The organism is Bacteroides uniformis, from assembly GCF_025147485.1.
Classification (GTDB): domain Bacteria; phylum Bacteroidota; class Bacteroidia; order Bacteroidales; family Bacteroidaceae; genus Bacteroides; species Bacteroides uniformis.
Genome location: NZ_CP102263.1, coordinates 1,632,004 through 1,650,346, shown reverse-complemented (window position 1 = coordinate 1,650,346; position 18,343 = coordinate 1,632,004). Strand labels below are relative to the sequence as shown.

Annotated in this window: 12 protein-coding genes; 3 read left to right on the top strand and 9 right to left on the bottom strand. The window is 49.3% G+C overall.

Annotated elements, in window-relative coordinates; translation table 11 throughout:
• Positions 1-96: 96 nt before the first annotated feature.
• The 3 genes from NQ510_RS06150 to NQ510_RS06140 all read left to right on the top strand — a co-directional run bounded on the left by NQ510_RS06150 (position 97) and on the right by NQ510_RS06140 (position 1,959).
• Entirely contained in the window at positions 97-594 is a 498-nt protein-coding gene (locus NQ510_RS06150; protein WP_005824447.1) for a GNAT family N-acetyltransferase, read from the top strand.
• 280 nt (positions 595-874) lie between these two features.
• Positions 875-1,603, top strand: coding sequence for an iron-sulfur cluster repair di-iron protein (gene ric, locus NQ510_RS06145; protein WP_005824443.1), 729 nt, complete (start codon positions 875-877; stop codon positions 1,601-1,603).
• The gene (locus NQ510_RS06140) at positions 1,600-1,959 is read left to right on the top strand and encodes a DUF488 domain-containing protein (RefSeq protein ID WP_005824440.1); all 360 of its coding nucleotides are present in this window, start codon (positions 1,600-1,602) and stop codon (positions 1,957-1,959) included. The genes ric and NQ510_RS06140 overlap by 4 nt, the downstream gene beginning before the upstream one ends.
• A gap of 70 nt (positions 1,960-2,029) precedes the next feature.
• Here NQ510_RS06140 and NQ510_RS06135 read toward each other — a convergent pair whose 3' ends face one another.
• The 9 genes from NQ510_RS06135 to NQ510_RS06095 form a co-directional block, all read right to left on the bottom strand.
• On the bottom strand, positions 2,030-4,465 hold the full coding sequence (locus tag NQ510_RS06135; protein ID WP_005824438.1) for a DEAD/DEAH box helicase: 2,436 nt from the start codon (positions 4,463-4,465) through the stop codon (positions 2,030-2,032).
• Between the two features lie 133 nt (positions 4,466-4,598).
• Entirely contained in the window at positions 4,599-4,820 is a 222-nt protein-coding gene (locus NQ510_RS06130) for a DUF2795 domain-containing protein (protein ID WP_002558131.1), read from the bottom strand.
• A gap of 70 nt (positions 4,821-4,890) precedes the next feature.
• Positions 4,891-5,445 (bottom strand): cob(I)yrinic acid a,c-diamide adenosyltransferase, encoded by a 555-nt coding sequence (locus NQ510_RS06125; RefSeq protein WP_005824436.1) that lies wholly within the window; start codon positions 5,443-5,445, stop codon positions 4,891-4,893.
• 104 nt (positions 5,446-5,549) lie between these two features.
• Positions 5,550-6,182: a hypothetical protein gene (locus NQ510_RS06120; protein ID WP_005824435.1), complete on the bottom strand. Its 633-nt coding sequence runs from the start codon at positions 6,180-6,182 to the stop codon at positions 5,550-5,552.
• A 4-nt stretch (positions 6,183-6,186) separates the two neighbouring features.
• Positions 6,187-7,683, bottom strand: coding sequence for a 3-succinylated cholic acid synthase (gene bas-suc / locus NQ510_RS06115; RefSeq protein WP_005824432.1), 1,497 nt, complete (start codon positions 7,681-7,683; stop codon positions 6,187-6,189).
• 96 nt (positions 7,684-7,779) lie between these two features.
• On the bottom strand, positions 7,780-10,242 hold the full coding sequence (locus tag NQ510_RS06110; protein WP_005824428.1) for a glycoside hydrolase family 95 protein: 2,463 nt from the start codon (positions 10,240-10,242) through the stop codon (positions 7,780-7,782).
• 196 nt (positions 10,243-10,438) lie between these two features.
• Positions 10,439-12,652, bottom strand: a complete 2,214-nt coding sequence (locus NQ510_RS06105) for a glycoside hydrolase family 3 C-terminal domain-containing protein (protein ID WP_005824426.1) — start codon at positions 12,650-12,652, stop codon at positions 10,439-10,441.
• 47 nt (positions 12,653-12,699) lie between these two features.
• Positions 12,700-15,219: a glycoside hydrolase family 2 TIM barrel-domain containing protein gene (locus tag NQ510_RS06100; RefSeq protein WP_005824424.1), complete on the bottom strand. Its 2,520-nt coding sequence runs from the start codon at positions 15,217-15,219 to the stop codon at positions 12,700-12,702.
• Positions 15,220-15,360: 141 nt separating this feature from the next.
• On the bottom strand, positions 15,361-18,243 hold the full coding sequence (locus NQ510_RS06095) for a TIM-barrel domain-containing protein (protein ID WP_005824422.1): 2,883 nt from the start codon (positions 18,241-18,243) through the stop codon (positions 15,361-15,363).
• Positions 18,244-18,343: the final 100 nt, after the last annotated feature.

Below are 18,343 nucleotides of genomic sequence, written 5' to 3'. Positions count from 1 at the left end.
TAGCATTTGTTCATTTAAGAGAACAATGAATCACAAAACGCATTACCTTTGCAACCTGAATCAAAGAAAGATACCACACAGATAAAATAAAAAGCTATGATAAAAATCAGAAAGACGCAACCCACAGACATTACAATCCTTATGGACATCTTTGAACAAGCGAAGCACATCATGCGGAAAGACGGAAATATGCTGCAGTGGAGAGGCAACTACCCTTCCAGGGAAATCGTCATAGCAGACATCGAACAAGGAAACAGCTATGTGTGCACCGACGATACCGAAGAAATTATCGGAACCTTCGCCTTTATCCGTGGAAACGACCCCACATATACGCATATCTATGAAGGAAAATGGGTGGAAGATACGCTTCCTTACGGCGTCATTCACCGGCTGGCAAGTACAGAACACAGCAAAGGAGTGGCCAATGCCTGCCTGCAATGGTGCTACGAACAAATACCCAACCTACGTGCAGATACCCACCGGGACAATCATATCCTGCAATACATACTGAAGAAGCACGGATTCAAATATTGCGGCATCATCCTTCTGGCCAATGGAGACGAACGGCTGGCATTCCAAAAAGTAGAAGGATAGACAAGGAAACCACGAATCTTTCATTTAAAGGAGTTATCAGCCGACAAGTCGACTTAGGAGTTAAAGCCAATACTCGTGCGTATGTATTCACAGAAGTATCGGCTTTAACTTCTTCAACTCCTGACGGAGCGGAGCGAAGTGATAACTCCTCCAATTCCTTTAAATGAAAGAACCGGGCAAGAAAACTCAAATAATCATAACCCTTCAAACATTATCTGCCATATAATTGTATATATAGCAGGTTTCCACAATGTTGTGGAAAACAAAAACAAGATAACATATGAAGGATTATAAACGTATGACAGTCGGCGAAATCGTAGCCGACAACTTCAACAATGCCGGGATATTTGATAAATATGGCATTGATTTCTGCTGCCATGGTTCCGCACTGCTTCCCGAAGCCAGTAAAACTGCCGGAGCCGATATGGAGAAGGTGATAGAAGAAATAGAGCATCTGGCTCCGACAACCTCCGAAAATATTGATTTCAAGAGTTGGCCTCTGGACTTATTGGTGGACTATATTCTCAAAATCCACCACCGTAATATCCGTACACAAGGTCCCGAGATTGAAGAACTGCTGGATAAAATATGTCGCGTACACGGTGAAAAACATCCGTCACTCTACAATGTGCAGGCTCTCTTTCATGATTCCCTCTCCGACCTCAATGCCCATCTCGACAAAGAGGAACTGGTACTGTTTCCCTACATCTATGAGATGGTAAAGGCTAAGCTGGAAAATACTCCCCTGCCCGAATTCCACTGTGGAAGCATCGAAGCTCCCATATCCGTCATGATGGCAGAACATGACATTGAAGGAGAACGCTATCGCCACATAGAGCATCTGACCAACGGCTATACAGCTCCAGAAGATGCCTGCAACAGTTACCGCCTCGTACTCCAACAGCTTAAAGCATTTGAAGAGGCCTTGCACCAGCACATCCATCTGGAAAATAATATCGTTTTCCCACGCTCCATCAAAATGGAAGCAAAATTAAGAGAACAGCCATGACACAAATCAGAATCAAACGGGTATATGAAGAACCCGATGCAACAGACGGCTACCGTGTATTGGTGGACCGGCTGTGGCCTCGCGGCATAAAAAAGGAACATCTGAAATACGATGTCTGGGAAAAGGATATTACCCCTTCACCTGAATTAAGAAAATGGTTTCACGAAGACCAAGCGGAACACTGGGAGGGGTTTGCAGCCATGTATCGCAAGGAACTGGAAAATTCGGAAGCCGCCCTTAGGTTCATTGACACCATAAAACACCACCATACCATAACCTTACTATATGCTTCCAAAGCACCGATATACAACCATGCACGCATCCTGCAACGGTTTCTGCAGGAGCACTTAGACTAATTACTCACAATCTTTACAGTAAAAGCAAAGATGAACTGTAACTCTGGAAAGGCTGTTCAACGAATTGGTGCTACAAGGACACAAACTTCTTTTTCAAGTCGTCCACTCCCATTCCCGTAAAATAATCCTCGATAAAGTCCCAGCGCTGTTCATCCGTCAGCTTATCTGTTCCGAAGAAGAAAGAGAACAAGTCAATCTGCTCCTGGAATATCTGCTCGTTGGTATCCAGAATCAGATTGCGGTAATCATCGCCAAGCGCAAGTTCCTGCAGAGTTTCGGGGTCATTGAAACGGACAAATACGCAAGGCGTACCGCCACCCTCCACACTGAACGAAAGGCAGTCGAGCATAGAAAGCAGATTAAGCAGCATATTCAAGTCCGAGAAAGGAGTGCAATAAAACAACAGGCGGTCTCCCTTACTGCCCACTATACGTTGGCTAAACAGTTTTTGATAGCGCGACAGAAGCAAATCAAAGCCTTTGGTCACCGTAAAAGAGAGTTCATTGGAATCTTTCTTTTTCACACTGCTGATATAGCTCACACTGCGGCCTTCCTCCGTGCGGCTCTCCAGCAGGGAACCGATAAAGCGTTTGGCAGAGCGCACGTCCATGCCATGCTCGGCAAAGACAGCCCGCAGTTCTTCTTCATCAAAACGTCCTTTCGACTTTATCAATGCCGTTTTCAGCATCATTGTCAGGCTCTTGAACAAGGCATCCATCCGCTCACGGATGACAGTGGCATCTTCCTTTAACAACACCTCATGCTTGCCTACAGATACGGCACGGGCACCTTCCCGCAACGTTCCATTATTCAGCTTCTGTTTGAACTCCTTGTAGCCAAGCTCCGGGAAACGCTCTTCCCAAAGCGCTTCCAGACGTACGACGTAAACCCCGTCCTCCCCTTCTACCTTTGTCAGATAGCTATGGAATTCACGGGCAAAGACATCACCCGTCTTGTCCTGGACATATCCTTCGGTCAACAGATTCTTGGGGCTGATTTCAAGCAGATGCCTTCCATAACGCTGCATCAAATCGTCTTCCAGCCAAAGCAAGGCAGTCTTGATGAGCTGTCCCAACTCTGCTTCATACTCCAGCTTGTTCTTTGTACGCGGCAGTTTCACCACAAACTCGAAATCGGACAAAGACACCATGATTTCCGGTTTTTCCCCTTTCATGCGGTACACTTCCATGAGCTTTCTCAGAATAAGCACCAGCTGTTCCTGGGCAATGTTCCCCGTCTGATGCAGACGCTTCATATAATAGAAATCCCGTTCATGGTAGTCGGTAGCGGCAATGCCATGTATCTCCGTATCACGCGCGGCACGCCCTATCTCCTGAATATAGTCGACAAACGTACTGGATGGCGCCACATGGTATACACGGTCTATATCACTGATGTCCACTCCCATACCAAAGGCTTTCGTAGCCACAATCAGTTTCTTGGTCCCCTCCTTGAATTCCTGCACAATGGCAGCTTTCTGTTCCTTTTCCTTCTTGCCATAATAGGAAGCGACCAGACGCCAGTCTGCCGGCTTCACCCACGTCTTCAGGCGCATGTCGATGCCACCCGCAAAAGGATAATAGAGCAATGTCTTGTGTCCGTCCAGGAAGTCCTCGACCCGCGCAGCCACCACGCGCTGCTTTGCCTTGTCGTATGTCTCCCCGTCCTCCATCTCCATCTGACGGATGTCAAAGCCAATATTCCGGCGCTTCACCGTACCTACATAAAGCACACAAGGCTCCATCTGCAAGGAACGGATAGTCTCGAATATCATGTCATTGCCCCCTTTGGGATTCCAGACAGCCGTAGCGGTCAATGCAAACAACGGGAAATTATAGCCGAGAGTCTGTTTCAAAGCAGTCAGGTAGCGCCCCAAGAACCAGTAGTCCACACGGAACTCCTTGCCCCATGTCGTTACCGTATGCGCCTCATCGACCACCACCAGACCGATGCGGCGCTCGCCTACAAAATGCTTGATGTCGTAAGAGAGAAGCAATTCCGGCGAGAGATAGAACAAATCAATCTCCCCCTCACGCACCTGCCGGTAAACCTCCATCTTCTGTTCCGGCGATAAATCGGACGAGGCGTATGCCACACGCGCATACCCCAGTTCCTGCAGACTTTCCACCTGGTCTACAATCAACGCCTTCAAAGGGGAAACCACAATGGTAAGCAGATTATACTCCTTCCCCAAATAGATGGCAGGAAGCTGGAACAACAAGGATTTTCCGGAGCCGGTAGGGGCAGTCAACAATATATTGTCTACCTGCGTTTCACTTTTCCAAGCCTTTTCAGCCTCCAGTATAACGTTCTCTATCAGCTGTCCCTGCGAAATGCAGAGTTTCTCTTTTCCCTTGGACAAGTCATCGTAAATCTCAAGATTACGAAACTGTTCGTAGCCGTAAGTCTCCTTTAAAATCGTGTTTATGGTTTCGCGGCAGTTTTCAGGCAGATGCCTTTCCTTCAAATCCGGTAACCGGCGTGTCGTTGCTTCTTGTACATTCATTATTATTGTAGTGTGGGGGTATTAAAAAGAAAAGAAGTAATTCTTCAACCATAGTTATCGGTTTTGGAATTACTTCTCCCTATGTTTCAAAATATTACCAGACATACCGGTAAGTTTTTTCTTTTAAAGCGTATCAATATTCCTCCTCGTTGAAGAAAAAGTCCTCTTTGCTGGGATAATCGGGCCAAATATCTTCTATGCTTTCATAAATCTCGCCTTCATCTTCCATTTCCTGCAGATTCTCAATCACTTCAAGCGGAGCACCCGAACGCATGGCATAATCTATCAATTCATCCTTAGTTGCCGGCCAAGGAGCATCTTCCAACTTAGATGCTAATTCCAATGTCCAATACATAGTCTCTAGTATTAAAATTGTGAATATTAAGTCCTATTTCTATTTTTCGGCAAAAGTATAACAATTTATTTCACTTGCAACTATTATTCCAAAATATTTCACCTTTTTTGTCGTCTTGATTCATTTTACGGGAAAGAACGAACAAATAATCAGACAAGCGGTTCACGTAAGCCAGTAATTCCGAAGCGATTTCCACTTGTTCGGCCAGAGCAAGAATCCGACGCTCTGCACGACGGCAAACCGTACGGCAAACGTGGCAGACTGCCGCACCGCGACTTCCGCCGGGAAGAATAAAGGCTGAAAGAGGAGGCAAAAGAGTATCCAAACGGTCTATCTCCCGCTCCACCATTTCCACCTGCTCCGAGCTGATGATACTGGCTTCTTTCAGCTCCATTTTCTCCCGGTCTGTGGCCAGATGAGAGCCTACGGCAAAAAGTCTGTCTTGCACTTGCTGCAGAAAATCTTTATCCTTTCCGTCAAGCAGGTACGTGATGAGAAGACCCAGATTGGAATTTAGCTCATCCACCGTACCGTATGCCTCAAGGCGGATATGCGTTTTAGGTACACGGGTTCCGCCTACAAGAGAGGTGGTTCCTTTATCTCCGGTTTTGGTGTATATCTTCATAAGGAATTAATGTTTAGGGGTTAGGGATTAATGTTTAGCAGCCAGTAAGTGGAGCTAAGCACTAATCACTAACCGCTAATCACTATTGAAACGCCTAAAGATAATCAAAAGTTGACAATATAGTCTTGTTTTATCTTTGTTTTATCGAAGAATATGATACCAAGGTCATAAAGGTCGAACGTAATACCCGCCCGCCCGTCCTGCTTCATACGTTTCCAGAGGGCAAACATCTGCGGAGTGTAACGGATACCTTCAATTACAAAAACAGACTTTCCCCTGGTACGGGTGGAACAGATGCGGAAGACCTCCTCTACAAAATCGGGATGACGATAATCGTGCAAATAAAGGAAATCAACGGGAACGCCACTCTCCAGAAAGAGCTCGGAAAGGTCGGAAGCCGAAGTATAATCTGCCCCCTCCTTCCCCGCTTTCAAATAGAGGGCAGAAGCGGCAAGCGTACCGGCATCTACAATGGTCTCCGGCTGGGTATAGTTTACCAGACGGAACAGAAGGCGTTTTACTTTCTTCGATTCGTACTTCCAACGTTTATCTTTCTCCAGCTCCAGTTGCTTCTGTGCCTTGGCCAGCTCTTCATATTTATAATAAGCCGTACTTTCGTAAATTACATGCGTAATCAGGTTAAAGGCAAAAGGAGAATGTACACCGTAGCCGCAACGGTGCCGGAAACGGTACAGCCAGATAAAAGGCCGTTTTAGAGTAAGCAAAATACGATTCATTATTTTAATGCGCTAATGTACCTTCGAAAGTCACCCCTTCACCCGAAGAATAATTCTCCGTAACAGTCAGGAGTACCTTGTTATCCTCAAAGCAGAGCGTAAGCCCAAGAGCGCTTATCCAGTTGACATAATGTACTTTCAGTTGCAAAGCATCAGGTGACGCCCACGCATAACTGCCTGCCACCTGGAAAGGGCCTTCTATACCCTTAAAACGCCCCTTTGCAGCAACCGAATACGGAGGATAGCCATCAATTGCCGCTTTCGACCATTGCTTATAGCCAAACGGAAGACTGTATGTCTTTCCGTCTTTCTCCACCACAGTCATCACTACTTCTTGCTGCTTGAATTGCAGTTCGATGGATTGCCATCCGTATTTGTTCTCTCCGAGCAGGATGCGCTTGCCTGCGTATTTCTGTGAAAGGGAGGAAGCAGCCTTTCCTTGCACTAACGGCAGTTGATAAGAACGCTGTTTCTTCTGCAGGCGCTTGTAGTCCTTACCGGGCGCTAATACCTGGTCACCGACCTCCGGCAACAAGCGGTTCCAGACCAGACGACGCTGCCGACGACCGTCTATCAATGTACATTCGGTAATGACCACTACCATATCCTTATCCGGAACAATCAGAATGTATTGTCCCAAAGCCCCGTCAGCACGTACAGCACCCGGATATTCGCAAAGCCACATCTGATAGCCATAATCTCCTATCTGTCTGGTCATCATCTGCTCCACCCAGGAAGCCGGGAGCAACTGCTTGCCTTCCCAAACACCCCGGTTCAGCAGCAGCAATCCGAATTTTGCCAGTGACTCGCTCTGGATATGCAGTCCCCAGCCACCGGTATTGATGCCTTCGGGGCTTATCTCCCACGCAACGTCCGTGATATGCATCGGGGTGAAAAGCTTCTGCTTCAGATAATCCAGCACAGTCATGCCCGTCACCTTCTGCACGATAGCGGAAAGCATATAGGTACTAATCGAATCATATTCAAACTTCTTGCCCGGAGTTTTCACCGGTTTGGCAAGGAAGGTACGTATCCAGTCGGAAGTGAGGTTGCGCATATTCCAGTCGGGAGTGATACCCGACGTCATGGTAAGCAGGTCACGGACAGTCATGTCTGCCAGATTAGCGGAAACCGAATCCGGAAGAAGTTCCGGGAAGAAGGTACCGACACGGTCTGTCAAGCGCAAGCGGTTGTCTGCAATGGCAAGTCCTACGGCAGCCCCGACAAAGGTTTTGGAGCAGGAATACATGGTATGGCGATATTCCGGCGCGAACGGAGCCGGATAGATTTCTCCGATGACCTTGCCGTGACGCAGCACCACCACGCTGTGGATATCTGTTTTCGGCAATGCCATCAGTGAATCAAACAAGGCAGTGACAGCCTTGGAAGGGACTCCTTCTGCCTCGGGTGTGGAACGTGGCAACTCATTGATTTGTGCATGAACTGCCAACGCTCCCAGCAAGCCGAGAAACAAGAAGAAAAAACGTACTCTATTTTTCATAATTATCTAAGATATTTGTTCTACATGCACTGCAAATGTACAGCATTCGGACGCGAAAGACAAATAACTTGATAATTTTGTCGGAGGGGAACGTTCCTATAAGAAATGTATGGTCACCGCCTCTCCCTTGTTCAAATCCAACGGAAATGCCGGTTCTTTGTAAGTATGCGTACGTCCTCCTATCTTCACTTGGGCACGGACGGCGCCTGTGGGCATCTTTAGGATGAATTTACCCGGAACAAGAGCGGTAACAACAGCCCTCGTTGCCCGTCCATCCTTCCAGTCCAGGTCTATGGAAGCACCGCCGCGTACGCGCATTCCACGGAAGTTGCCGGCAGTCCAGCTATCCGGCAGGGCAGGAAGCAGATGGATAAAGCCCTCATGACTTTGCAACAGCATTTCGCCGACTCCCGCCGCGCCACCGTAGTTGCCATCAATCTGGAAAGGCGGATGCGAACAGAACAAATTAGGAAAAGTGCCGCTACCATGACCTCCCGTCGCAGCATCAACAGCAGGATGCAGCAAACTCTTGAAGAGTTTCCAAGCACGGTTTCCGTCACCCAAACGAGCCCAGAAGTTTATCTTCCAAGCACGGCTCCAACCAGTACCCTCATCTCCACGACGGTTCAAGGTCATCCGGCAGGCTTCGGCAAGCTCGGGGGTGGACTCCGGCGAAATCAGGTTTCCCGGATGCAGGCCGTAGAGATGGGAAACGTGGCGGTGGTGCACATCCACTTCCTTATAATCTTCCAGCCATTCCTGCAAGTATCCTTCCTTACTGATTTGCATGGGTGGGAATCTCTTCAGGTCCACCTCAAGCTTCGCCACATAATCCGCATCACAATCCAGCAGGCGAGCGGCGGCGATGACATTAGTATAAAGCTCAGTGAGCAGTTGCACATCCATAGTGGGACCCATACAAATACTGACGGGAGTCACGCTGTCACCCGGCACATAGAAGCTGTTTTCCGGAGAAGAAGTGGGGGCAGTTACCAGCCAGCCATGCGAAGGCTCCTGCACGGTAGTGGAACTAAAGAACCGGGCGGCACCTTTCAAGACTGGATAGATACGGCGCAGATAATCCTTGTCCTGCGTATACAGATAGTGTTCCCACAAATGGGCACACAACCAAGCGCCACCGGTATTGGTAGCTCCCCAGGAGGGGTGTTCGCCGGGAGCGGTATAATTCCATACGTTGGTCATCATGTGGAGCACCCAGCCATCTGCCTCATCGCCATAGAAGGTACGCGCACTTGCCTCTCCCGAAGGGATAAGGCGCTCCATCAGCGTCGTCAGCGGCTGATAGAGTTCGGAGAGGCCGGCTTGCTCCAAGGGCCAGTGGTTCATCTGGATATTGATGTTCGTATGATAGTCCCCGTTCCAGGGAGTCGATACTCCATTTGCCCAGAGTCCTTGCAGATTGGGCGGCAAGCTGCCGGGACGGGTACTGCTGATGAGCAGATAGCGTCCGTAGTTATAGTACAGAGCAGCCAATGCCGGCGACTCCTGCTGTGTGAAGCGGAGGATGCGCTCGTTCGTCGGGAGCGTATCATCCGGCGTGGCAGGAAGCGTCAAGGAAACACGGTCGTAGAGGGAACGGTGAGCGGTGACATGGTTGGATAATGAAGAATGGAGAATGGCACATGGAGAATTAGCGGGGGCGGTGAAAGGACGGAGCAAGCTGTCGCAGACTTCCGCATAGCGTTCGCCCGGGAAGTCGGTACCGGCAGCGGCATAGGAGGTAGCGGCAGAAAGTATCAGCCAGGCTTCCTGCCCGTTCTTCAAGCAGATACCATTTTCCGGGCTGACAGATGATTCACCACCGTTCTGCACGAGTTGCATCGCCACACGGTATTTCATACCGTCCAAACCGGGTTTACCGCTTTCCAACATGCCGTCCATCAAAAGGGTGTTCCCTTGGACAGTCACCAGGCTATGTTCTGCACGGCTCAAACGGGCAGAGAAGTTCAGAGTCCCTTCATGTCCGGCAACCAGATGAATCAGCATGACATCACGGTCACGGGAAACAAAATACTCACGGCGGTAATCGACATCTTCCAGCCTAAAAGCCGTGTATGCCACCGCATCGCGTAAGTTGAGCCAACGGCGATAGTTGTTTAATGGAGAATTGAGAATGGATAATGAAGAATTGTAGGTAAAATCTATATCCAAATCACCCAATACCTGATAGGTTCCATATCTCCCGTCAGTCTCCTGCTTCTTCGGAACGAAACTGCTGTACATCAGCTCCTGTGCTTCGCGGTTCTTTCCCTCAAACAGCAGTTGCCGGATGGCAGGCAGACTCTTCGAGGCATCCGGATTGCTATAATCCGCCTCCATTCCGCTCCATAATGAAATTTCATTCAGCACAATGTGCTCACGGAGAATGCCTCCGTCGGGCATCATGCCCAAGCGTCCGTTACCCAAAGGAAGAGTCTCCTCCCAGATAGCGGCGGGCGATGTATAGTATAGCTGATGATTACAACTGTCGGCAGGCGCATCGGCTGCACGAAGCAGCAACGAGGCTGCAAGCAGAAATAGAGTGGCAAGTGTCTTCATATTGTTTTTTGATTCTGATTTCAGGCTACAAACTTACCGCATACATTTTGCAGCATTACTGCATACACTTTGCAGCATTGCTGCATACCTTTTGCAGTGACGCTGCAAAGCAATTGCAGTAGCGCTGCAAAAGGTATGCAGTACCACTGCAAAATAGTTGCACTGATTTTGCAGTGGTTACGCACTGATTATAAGATTATTGCATTTCGAACGGAACTACACCACGGACGTCGGCAGACGAAGCGCAAACGTATGCCTTGAACTTGCCCGGTTCGTACTTCCAGGCTGCGGAAGCCTCATCGTAGAACTTCAAATCATCCGGAGTAAGGGTGAAAGTCACGTTCTTCTCCTCTCCCGGCGCCAAAGCGACCTTTGCAAAATGCTTCAACTCCTTTACAGGACGAAGCACACTGCATTTATCATCGCCTATATAAAGCTGTACAATCTCTTTTCCGGCCACGCTACCCGTATTCTTCACGGCAACCGTCAGCGTCAGCGTACCGTCGGCAGCCATGACCTTGGCAGAAGCCACCGGCTTGCCATATGTAAAGGTAGTATAGCTCAAGCCATGACCGAAGGGGAAGAGCGCCGGAATCTTCTTGGTGTCATGCCAACGATAACCCACCAGAATGTCTTCCTTGTACTCCTGCTTGATGCTGTCACCCGGATAACTCAGTTCATCGAAAGCATGTGCACCGCAATCCTTCAACCGGGCAGGGAAAGAGAAGGGCAACTTGCCGCTCGGATTCACCGCACCACTCAGGATGTCAGCCAGAGACTTGCCGCCCATGGAGCCTAAATACCAGCCTTGCACAATGGCAGGAACCTGGGATACCCACGGCATTTCCACCGCATTACCACTGAGAAGCACCAGAACCAGGTTCTTGTTTACTCCCAGCAAAGCTTCAATCAGTTCATCCTGCCCGAAAGGCAAGCCGTATTCCAGACGATCGCCGCCTTCACAATCCTGGAAGTGGTTCTTGTTCAATCCGCCTACCAGTACCACCAAGTCTGCCTTTTTCGCCATTTCCACGGCTTCTGCACGGAGTGAGTCTACCACATTCTGCGGAATTTCATCTGCACGGCCGTACATCGGACGACCGGCGGCATAGCCTTTCGCATAGGCTACCTTATCACCATAAACGGCACGCAAGCCATCCAGCGGAGATACCATATCCTTCACTTTCAGTTCGGAAGAGCCTCCTCCCTGATTCAGCAAGCGTACGGCATTATCGCCCACCACCAGGATATTCTGATACTTGGCTGCATCAATCGGCAGCAACGGGGCACCTTTCTTTATCACCGGAGCATTCTTCAACAGCACAATGCCCTCATTGCCTATCTCGCGGGCAGCGGCATAATGCTCTTCCGTAGCTACCGAACCATAGGGTTTCTGACGGTTCATCGCCGTACGGAATATCAAGCGAAGAATGCGGGAAGCCTTGTCATCTATTGTAGACATCGGCACTTTGCCATCTTTCAACATCTGGAGGTAAGGGTTGGCAAGGTAATAATCGTTATAGGTAAATACACTCTCGGACGTCAGACCGTTGGTGTAAGAACCCATTTCAATATCCAGACCGTTGACGGCAGCTTCATAGGTGTCGTGGGCACCGCCCCAGTCGGTAATGACACAGCCGTCGAACTTCCAGTCATCTTTCAGAATCTTGTTCAGTGTGAAATCGTTATGGCAGGCGTGCTGGCCGCGAATCTTATTGTAAGCGCCCATAATGCTCCAGGCACCTCCTTCTTCTACCGCAGCCTTGAATGCAGGCAGATAGATTTCATGCAAAGCACGGTCGCTAAGATTCACATCAATATGTCCGCGCCACAGTTCCTGGTTGTTCAGCGCATAGTGCTTGACACAAGCTGCCACTCCGTTCTTCTGCAACTCCTGGATGTAAGGTACGCACATCACACTGGCCAGATAAGGGTCCTCGCCCATATATTCAAAATTACGACCGTTCATCGGAGTACGGTAGATGTTGACGCCGGGGCCCAGCAACACATCCTTTTCACGATAGCGCGCTTCCTCACCGATGGCCTTGCCATACTTTGCAGACATGTCCGGATTCCAGGTAGCGGCCAGACAAGTCAAAGCCGGGAAAGCGGTAATGCTGTCATTGGTCCAGTTGGCATATCCCCAGTCATTCCAGTTGATTTCGGCACGGACACCGTGAGGGCCGTCGCTCATCCAAAGCTCGGGAATGCCGAGCCGCGGAACACCCGCACTGCTGAATTTACTCTGCGCATGGCAAAGGGCTACCTTCTCTTCCAGTGTCATCCGGCTGAGAGCATCCTTTACACGTGCTTCAATAGGTTGTGCATCGTCCATATAGACCGGTGTCTGTGCAGACACGGTACTGATGGAGCATGCAAGAAATAAGGTTGCTAAAAATTTATTCTTCATGTCTTAATTGGTTAATATGCTAATGTGCCAATTAGCACATCAAATTATCATTTAACTTTAATCGCCGTCGTCGCCTTCTCCAGTCCATCAGCCGTAGCCGTCACCTTGACACCACCCGGTTCACCGTTGTTCTGCAGTACCACCAGGCACTTTCCGTAGAAAGCCTTGCGGTGGTTGTCCTTGAACTTCTCCATAGAGATGGGGCTTCCGTTATCCACTCCAGCAATGAAGCCGGCACCTTCTACGGCAAAGGTCACATCGTTTTCGGCATTCGGACACAAATTTCCATCTTTGTCCAGAATCTCAACCGTAATGAAACTCAAGTCTTTGCCATCTGCCTGAATGGTACTGCGGTCGGGGCTGAGACGAATCTGCGCAGGTTCGCCCGCTGTCCGGATTTCCTGCTCGGCCACAGTCTTTCCTTCCTTGCGGGAAACAGCCTTTACCGTACCCGGCTCATACTTCACGCGCCACATGACGTGGAAATCGTCTTTTCCCTTGCTGCGCACACCCTGCGACTTTCCATTCACGAAAAGCTCCACTTCGTCGGCATTGTTATAATATGCCCACAAATCGATGTCTTGTCCCTCCGTCCAATTCCAATGCGGGAAAAGATGCAACACCGCCTTATCCGGACGCCACTCGGACTGATACATGTAGTAGACATCCTTCGGGAAGCCGGCCAAGTCGATAATGCCAAAGTAAGAGCTGCGTGCCGGCCAACCGTAAGGAGTAGGCTCACCGATATAATCGAAGCCCGTCCAGACGTATTGTCCGCTGATAAAGTCGTTGTTCTTTACATGACGCATGGTACCTTCGTGACGGTTGCCCCAAGGAACATGACAGTTATCGTAGGAGGAACAAGAGAATGAGGTATCATAGAAAGGCTTGTCCCAACGTTCGGGCCAGATGAACATCGAATCACTCGGCATCCGGTAGTAACCGCGTGTCATCAGGCCGGAAACACTTTCCGTTACGATGAACGGCTTACCGGGGAAGTTCTCGGGAACACCTGCAAACCAGTCGTCATGGTAGTTGAAGCCGATAATATCGAGTGCACCGGAACGGAACAAATGATTGTTCGGGTTCGGCTCGTTGCAACCCGCCGTCACGGGACGTGTGGTATCGAGCTCCCTCACCATATCCGCCAGTTTCTTTGTCAGCAATGAGTTGACGGACATTTCTCCGTCCTTTGCCAGCATATCCGCACTGTGACCGAAGTTCAAGACCAGATTGGCCTCTTCCAGACTCAAGGTGTCGGCTTTGGCATCCGTCCACTGTTCCAGCACTTCGTTGCCGATGCTCCACATGAAGATGGAAGGATGATTGCGGTCACGCACGATAAGGTCAGTCAAATCGCGTTCGTGCCATTCGTTGAAATAGCGTGAATAATCGTGGCGGGTCTTTTTCTTGCGCCACATATCAAAGGTCTCATCCATCACGATGAAACCCATACGGTCACAAAGGTCGAGCAGCTCTGGTGCAGGAGGGTTATGGGAACAGCGAATGCCGTTGCAACCCATTTCTTTCAGAATCTCCAACTGGCGCTCGATGGCGCGCGTATTCACCGCAGCTCCCAGACAACCCAGGTCATGATGCATGCAGACACCATTTATTTTCACTTGTTCACCATTCAAGATAAATCCTTTTTGTGCATCGAAGCGGAAAGTACGGATGCCGGTAGGAGTATAGTAACGGTCAAGTACCTCGCCGGTCTGTTTATCCTTGAGGATACTTTCTACCCTATACATGTAGGGCGTATCAATACTCCAAAGACGGGGATTCTTCAAGTGTATCTCCTGCTCCACTTCTGCCGGAGTAAGAGGCATCAACTGCGCTTCCGACACAGCCTCACCCACCGCATTGCCGTCAGCATCCACTAACCGGGATTGCAGGACGACATCGACCATCTGTGCTTCTGCATCGTACTGCAGTTTGGTGCGTATCTTCAACCGGGCATTGTTCTTCGACACATCTTCTGCCGTGACATAGGTACCCCATTGCGCTACATGAGCCGGATTCAGCTTTGTCAGCCATACATTACGGTAGATGCCGCAACCGGAATACCAGCGCGAATTGGGCTGTTCGGCGTTGTCCACACGAACCGCCAACACATTCTCCTCTCCCCACTTGATATAGGGAGTCAGGTCATAACTGAACGAGATGTACCCGTAGGGACGTGTCCCCAATTCATGGCCATTGATATAAACGGTGGAGTTCATATAGGCACCATCGAAATCTATGCGATAGCGTTTGCCCTCATCGGCCTTATCGGCAGTAAAAGTCTTGCGATACCAGCCTATACCACCAGGTAGTGCACCTCCACCCGTTCCCGAAGGATTGTCTTTACTGAATTCTCCTTCAATGGCCCAATCGTGGGGCAAGTTCAGTTTCCGCCAGTCTGCGTCATTATAATCCGGACGGGCTGCCGCTGTATCGTCTCCCAAGCGAAAGGCCCAGTCGGCAGTAAAATCCAAGCTACGGTCATCGCCAGCTACCTCTTTAGGAACATTGCAACCGACCAGCAGGGACAGCCCGATGGCCAAAGACAATATGATTTTATTCATGGTAATAAATATCTAAAAGATTATCGAGTGCCTATTCCTCTCTCACAGCTATTCAGAAGCGGGGAAGTACCTGGCACCGAGGAACGACGAGATCGGTACCGGGAAGATTTCTCTCCCTGGCACCGTCGTCTATCATTCTGATTATAATTTTACGGTTTGTGCTTTTCCGTCATACTTCACCGTTGTACCTTTAGCCTTTAAATCGAACGGTTGCGGCTGGTCTTTACTTACCTTCACTACATTGAAAGTACGTTCCTTCAGCATACCGGGGAAGTCACCCGTACGGTCACCGATAACCAGTGTACCCTCAGCATCGTTATAGGCAAACGGTATAGTGGCATATTGTCCCTTCTCATAGTTATAGTTCACACCTTCATCCTCATAGAGCGTAAATGCGCCGTCCTTACCCGTATAAACATAAAGGGTGATTTCTGAAGCCGGTTTTTCATCACTGTATTGCATATCCGGACCATAAGGTACAATAGCACCTTCGCATACGTAGAGCGGAATACGTTCATAAGGAGCATCTACTGTCAGCTTCTGGCCACCGTCCACATACTTGCCGGAGTAGAAGTCATACCAACCGCAGCTTGCCGGGAAATAAACCTCGCGGCTGCGTGCACCGTATTCGTAAACCGGAGCCACCATCAGGGCAGAACCGAACATGAACTGGTCGCCTATATTGTTGACGTTTGCATCAGCTGTGAAGTCCATTACGAGCGGACGCATGATGGTATAATCATTGAAGTAAGTCATACCAGCCAAAGAATAGATATACGGCATCATGTTGTAACGCAGCTTCGTATAGTAAACGATGGAGTTGTAGCACGGATGTCCTGCCGGAGCAATATTCCAAACCTCACGGTACGGATACTGGCCGTGTGCACGGAACAACGGGCAGAAAGCGCCGAACTGATACCAACGGGTATTCAACTCTCTCCATTCCTTATAATCAGCATTTTCACGTCCGGTCTTGTTGAATTCCATCTGACCAGCCACATAACGGTTCTCTACACAGAATCCGCCGATGTCCATGGTCCAATAAGGGATACCGCTGACAGCAAAGTTCAAGCCGGCAGAGATTTGCGCTTTCATATCTTCCCAACGGGTAGCGATGTCACCACTCCAGGTGGCAGTAGAATAGCGTTGCAATCCTGCAAAGCCGGAACGTGTCAACAAGAAGACGCGCTTGTCCGGTTCCACGCCGCGCTGTCCGTCATAGATAGCTTCAGCATTCATCAGTGCGTATGCATTGAAGAACTTGGCAGAGGGGCCGAGTGCCGTCGGGCCGCAAAGGTCCTTGCGGTATTGCAAATCCGTACAGTCGCGTATATTCGGTTCGCTGGCATCCATCCACCAGGCGTCGATGCCGAGAGGATAGTAATGGTCTTGCATCTGCTTCCAGAAGAGCTTGCGTGCATCGGCATCGTATGCGTCATAGAAAGAGCCCAGATAGCCGGGACCTACCCAGTCTTTGATACTGTCTCTAATAGCCTGCTGGTACATCCAGCCTTTTTCATCAAATTCCTTGAAGTGATCGGTCGTAGCATAGAACTTGGGCCATACGGAAATCATCAGACGTCCGTTCATGGCATGGATGGAGTCGACCATTCCTTTCGGATCGGGGAAACGTTCGGGGTCGAACTCATGGCTTCCCCAAGAATCCTGCTCCCAGTGCAGCCAGTCGATTACGATATTGTCGATAGGAATCTGACGTTCGCGGAATTCTTTCAGAGTGGAGAGAACCTCCTCACGCGTATTGTACTTCTCACGGCTCTGCCAGTAACCCATCGCCCATTTCGGCATAATCTGGGATTTACCTGTCAATGTACGGTAGCCGCTAATCACATCGTCCATATCATCACCATAAACGAAGTAGTAGTCTATTTCATTCTGCATTTCACCCCACCAAGAGAGTTTGTTCTGTTCTTCATCAGCCACCGGACTCAATACCCGCAGACCGCAGTAAGAAACACCGGCATCAGGCTTCCACTCTATCTTCAACGGAACGCGCTTGCCCGCTTCCAGATTAACAGCAAACTTATAACTGTTAGGATTCCAAGCCGTACGCCAACGTTCGGGAACCACCAATTCATTATCAATATATACTTTCATGTAGCCTGCATAGTAAAGGATGAAGCGGAACAAGCCGCTTTCTGCCGGTTCTATTTCTCCCTCATAAACTACGTCGGACCCTCCGAACGGGAACTCCGCAGGCAAATTAACCACCTTACTCAGATGTGCGGCACGGTCCAGATGTTCAAAATAAAGAGAATCCTCACGACGTACAAGGGTTTCCACGTCTTTCTTGCCCGGAATATATGTACCGGTCAAAGCACCTTCCTTGCCCTCTTTATCATAAAGTTTGAAGACATCACCCAGTTGTGAGTAGTCACGCGGGTCACCGAAACGGCAGAGCGAATAGCTGTCCCAAAGCACACCGTAGTTTTTATTAGACACGATGAAGGGTACAGACACCTTTGTATTGTACTGGAACAGTTCCTCATTCTTACCTTTATAGTTGAACTCATCCGCCTGGTGCTGGCCCAAGCCATAGAAAGCCTCATCATTGCCTGCCGACTGGAATACCTGACGTACTGTATATCCTTTCGTACCTTCCACTTCCACCGGAGTAAAGGTCCGCCCGTCAGAGTCTTCAGCCAGAATCTGCTTGCCGTCGGCATCCGTGAAGCGTACCTCACCCGTTGTCTTGGACACAATGGCACATAATTCCGATGTCTTGACAGTCACTTCATCGCCCTGCTCTTCGACCTTAAAGTCGGTCTTATTCTGTTGAGGGATCACAATGAGACTCTGCTCCTTTGAAAATTCCTTCTCAGGAGTAGCCGATACATGAATGAGCTTCTCGCCCATTACTTCTAATCTTACTTTACGCACATCCGTCGGTTGCTGCTGCTTGACTTCCACAACAACACCGTTCTCGGTCTTTTGGAATCCGCCTCCGGAACATGCGGCGAGCATCCATCCGGCAAGCAAATAAACTGAAGTGTTTTTCAATTTCATATTACTGTTTTTAAAGTGAATTTTCTCCAATGCAAAAATAGAAAGTTTACTTCAAAAACGAGTCCTCCCGATGTTGAAACAAAAGGGCGCTTTTGATTAC

Coding starts and splice junctions, on each gene's coding strand:
- NQ510_RS06120 (WP_005824435.1), bottom strand. CDS start 6,182: ATGAATCGTATTTTGCTTACTCTAAAACGGCCTTTTATCTGGCTGTAC.
- NQ510_RS06135 (WP_005824438.1), bottom strand. CDS start 4,465: ATGAATGTACAAGAAGCAACGACACGCCGGTTACCGGATTTGAAGGAA.
- ric (WP_005824443.1), top strand. CDS start 875: ATGAAGGATTATAAACGTATGACAGTCGGCGAAATCGTAGCCGACAAC.
- NQ510_RS06130 (WP_002558131.1), bottom strand. CDS start 4,820: ATGTATTGGACATTGGAATTAGCATCTAAGTTGGAAGATGCTCCTTGG.
- NQ510_RS06095 (WP_005824422.1), bottom strand. CDS start 18,243: ATGAAATTGAAAAACACTTCAGTTTATTTGCTTGCCGGATGGATGCTC.
- NQ510_RS06100 (WP_005824424.1), bottom strand. CDS start 15,219: ATGAATAAAATCATATTGTCTTTGGCCATCGGGCTGTCCCTGCTGGTC.
- bas-suc (WP_005824432.1), bottom strand. CDS start 7,683: ATGAAAAATAGAGTACGTTTTTTCTTCTTGTTTCTCGGCTTGCTGGGA.
- NQ510_RS06140 (WP_005824440.1), top strand. CDS start 1,600: ATGACACAAATCAGAATCAAACGGGTATATGAAGAACCCGATGCAACA.
- NQ510_RS06125 (WP_005824436.1), bottom strand. CDS start 5,445: ATGAAGATATACACCAAAACCGGAGATAAAGGAACCACCTCTCTTGTA.
- NQ510_RS06105 (WP_005824426.1), bottom strand. CDS start 12,652: ATGAAGAATAAATTTTTAGCAACCTTATTTCTTGCATGCTCCATCAGT.
- NQ510_RS06150 (WP_005824447.1), top strand. CDS start 97: ATGATAAAAATCAGAAAGACGCAACCCACAGACATTACAATCCTTATG.
- NQ510_RS06110 (WP_005824428.1), bottom strand. CDS start 10,242: ATGAAGACACTTGCCACTCTATTTCTGCTTGCAGCCTCGTTGCTGCTT.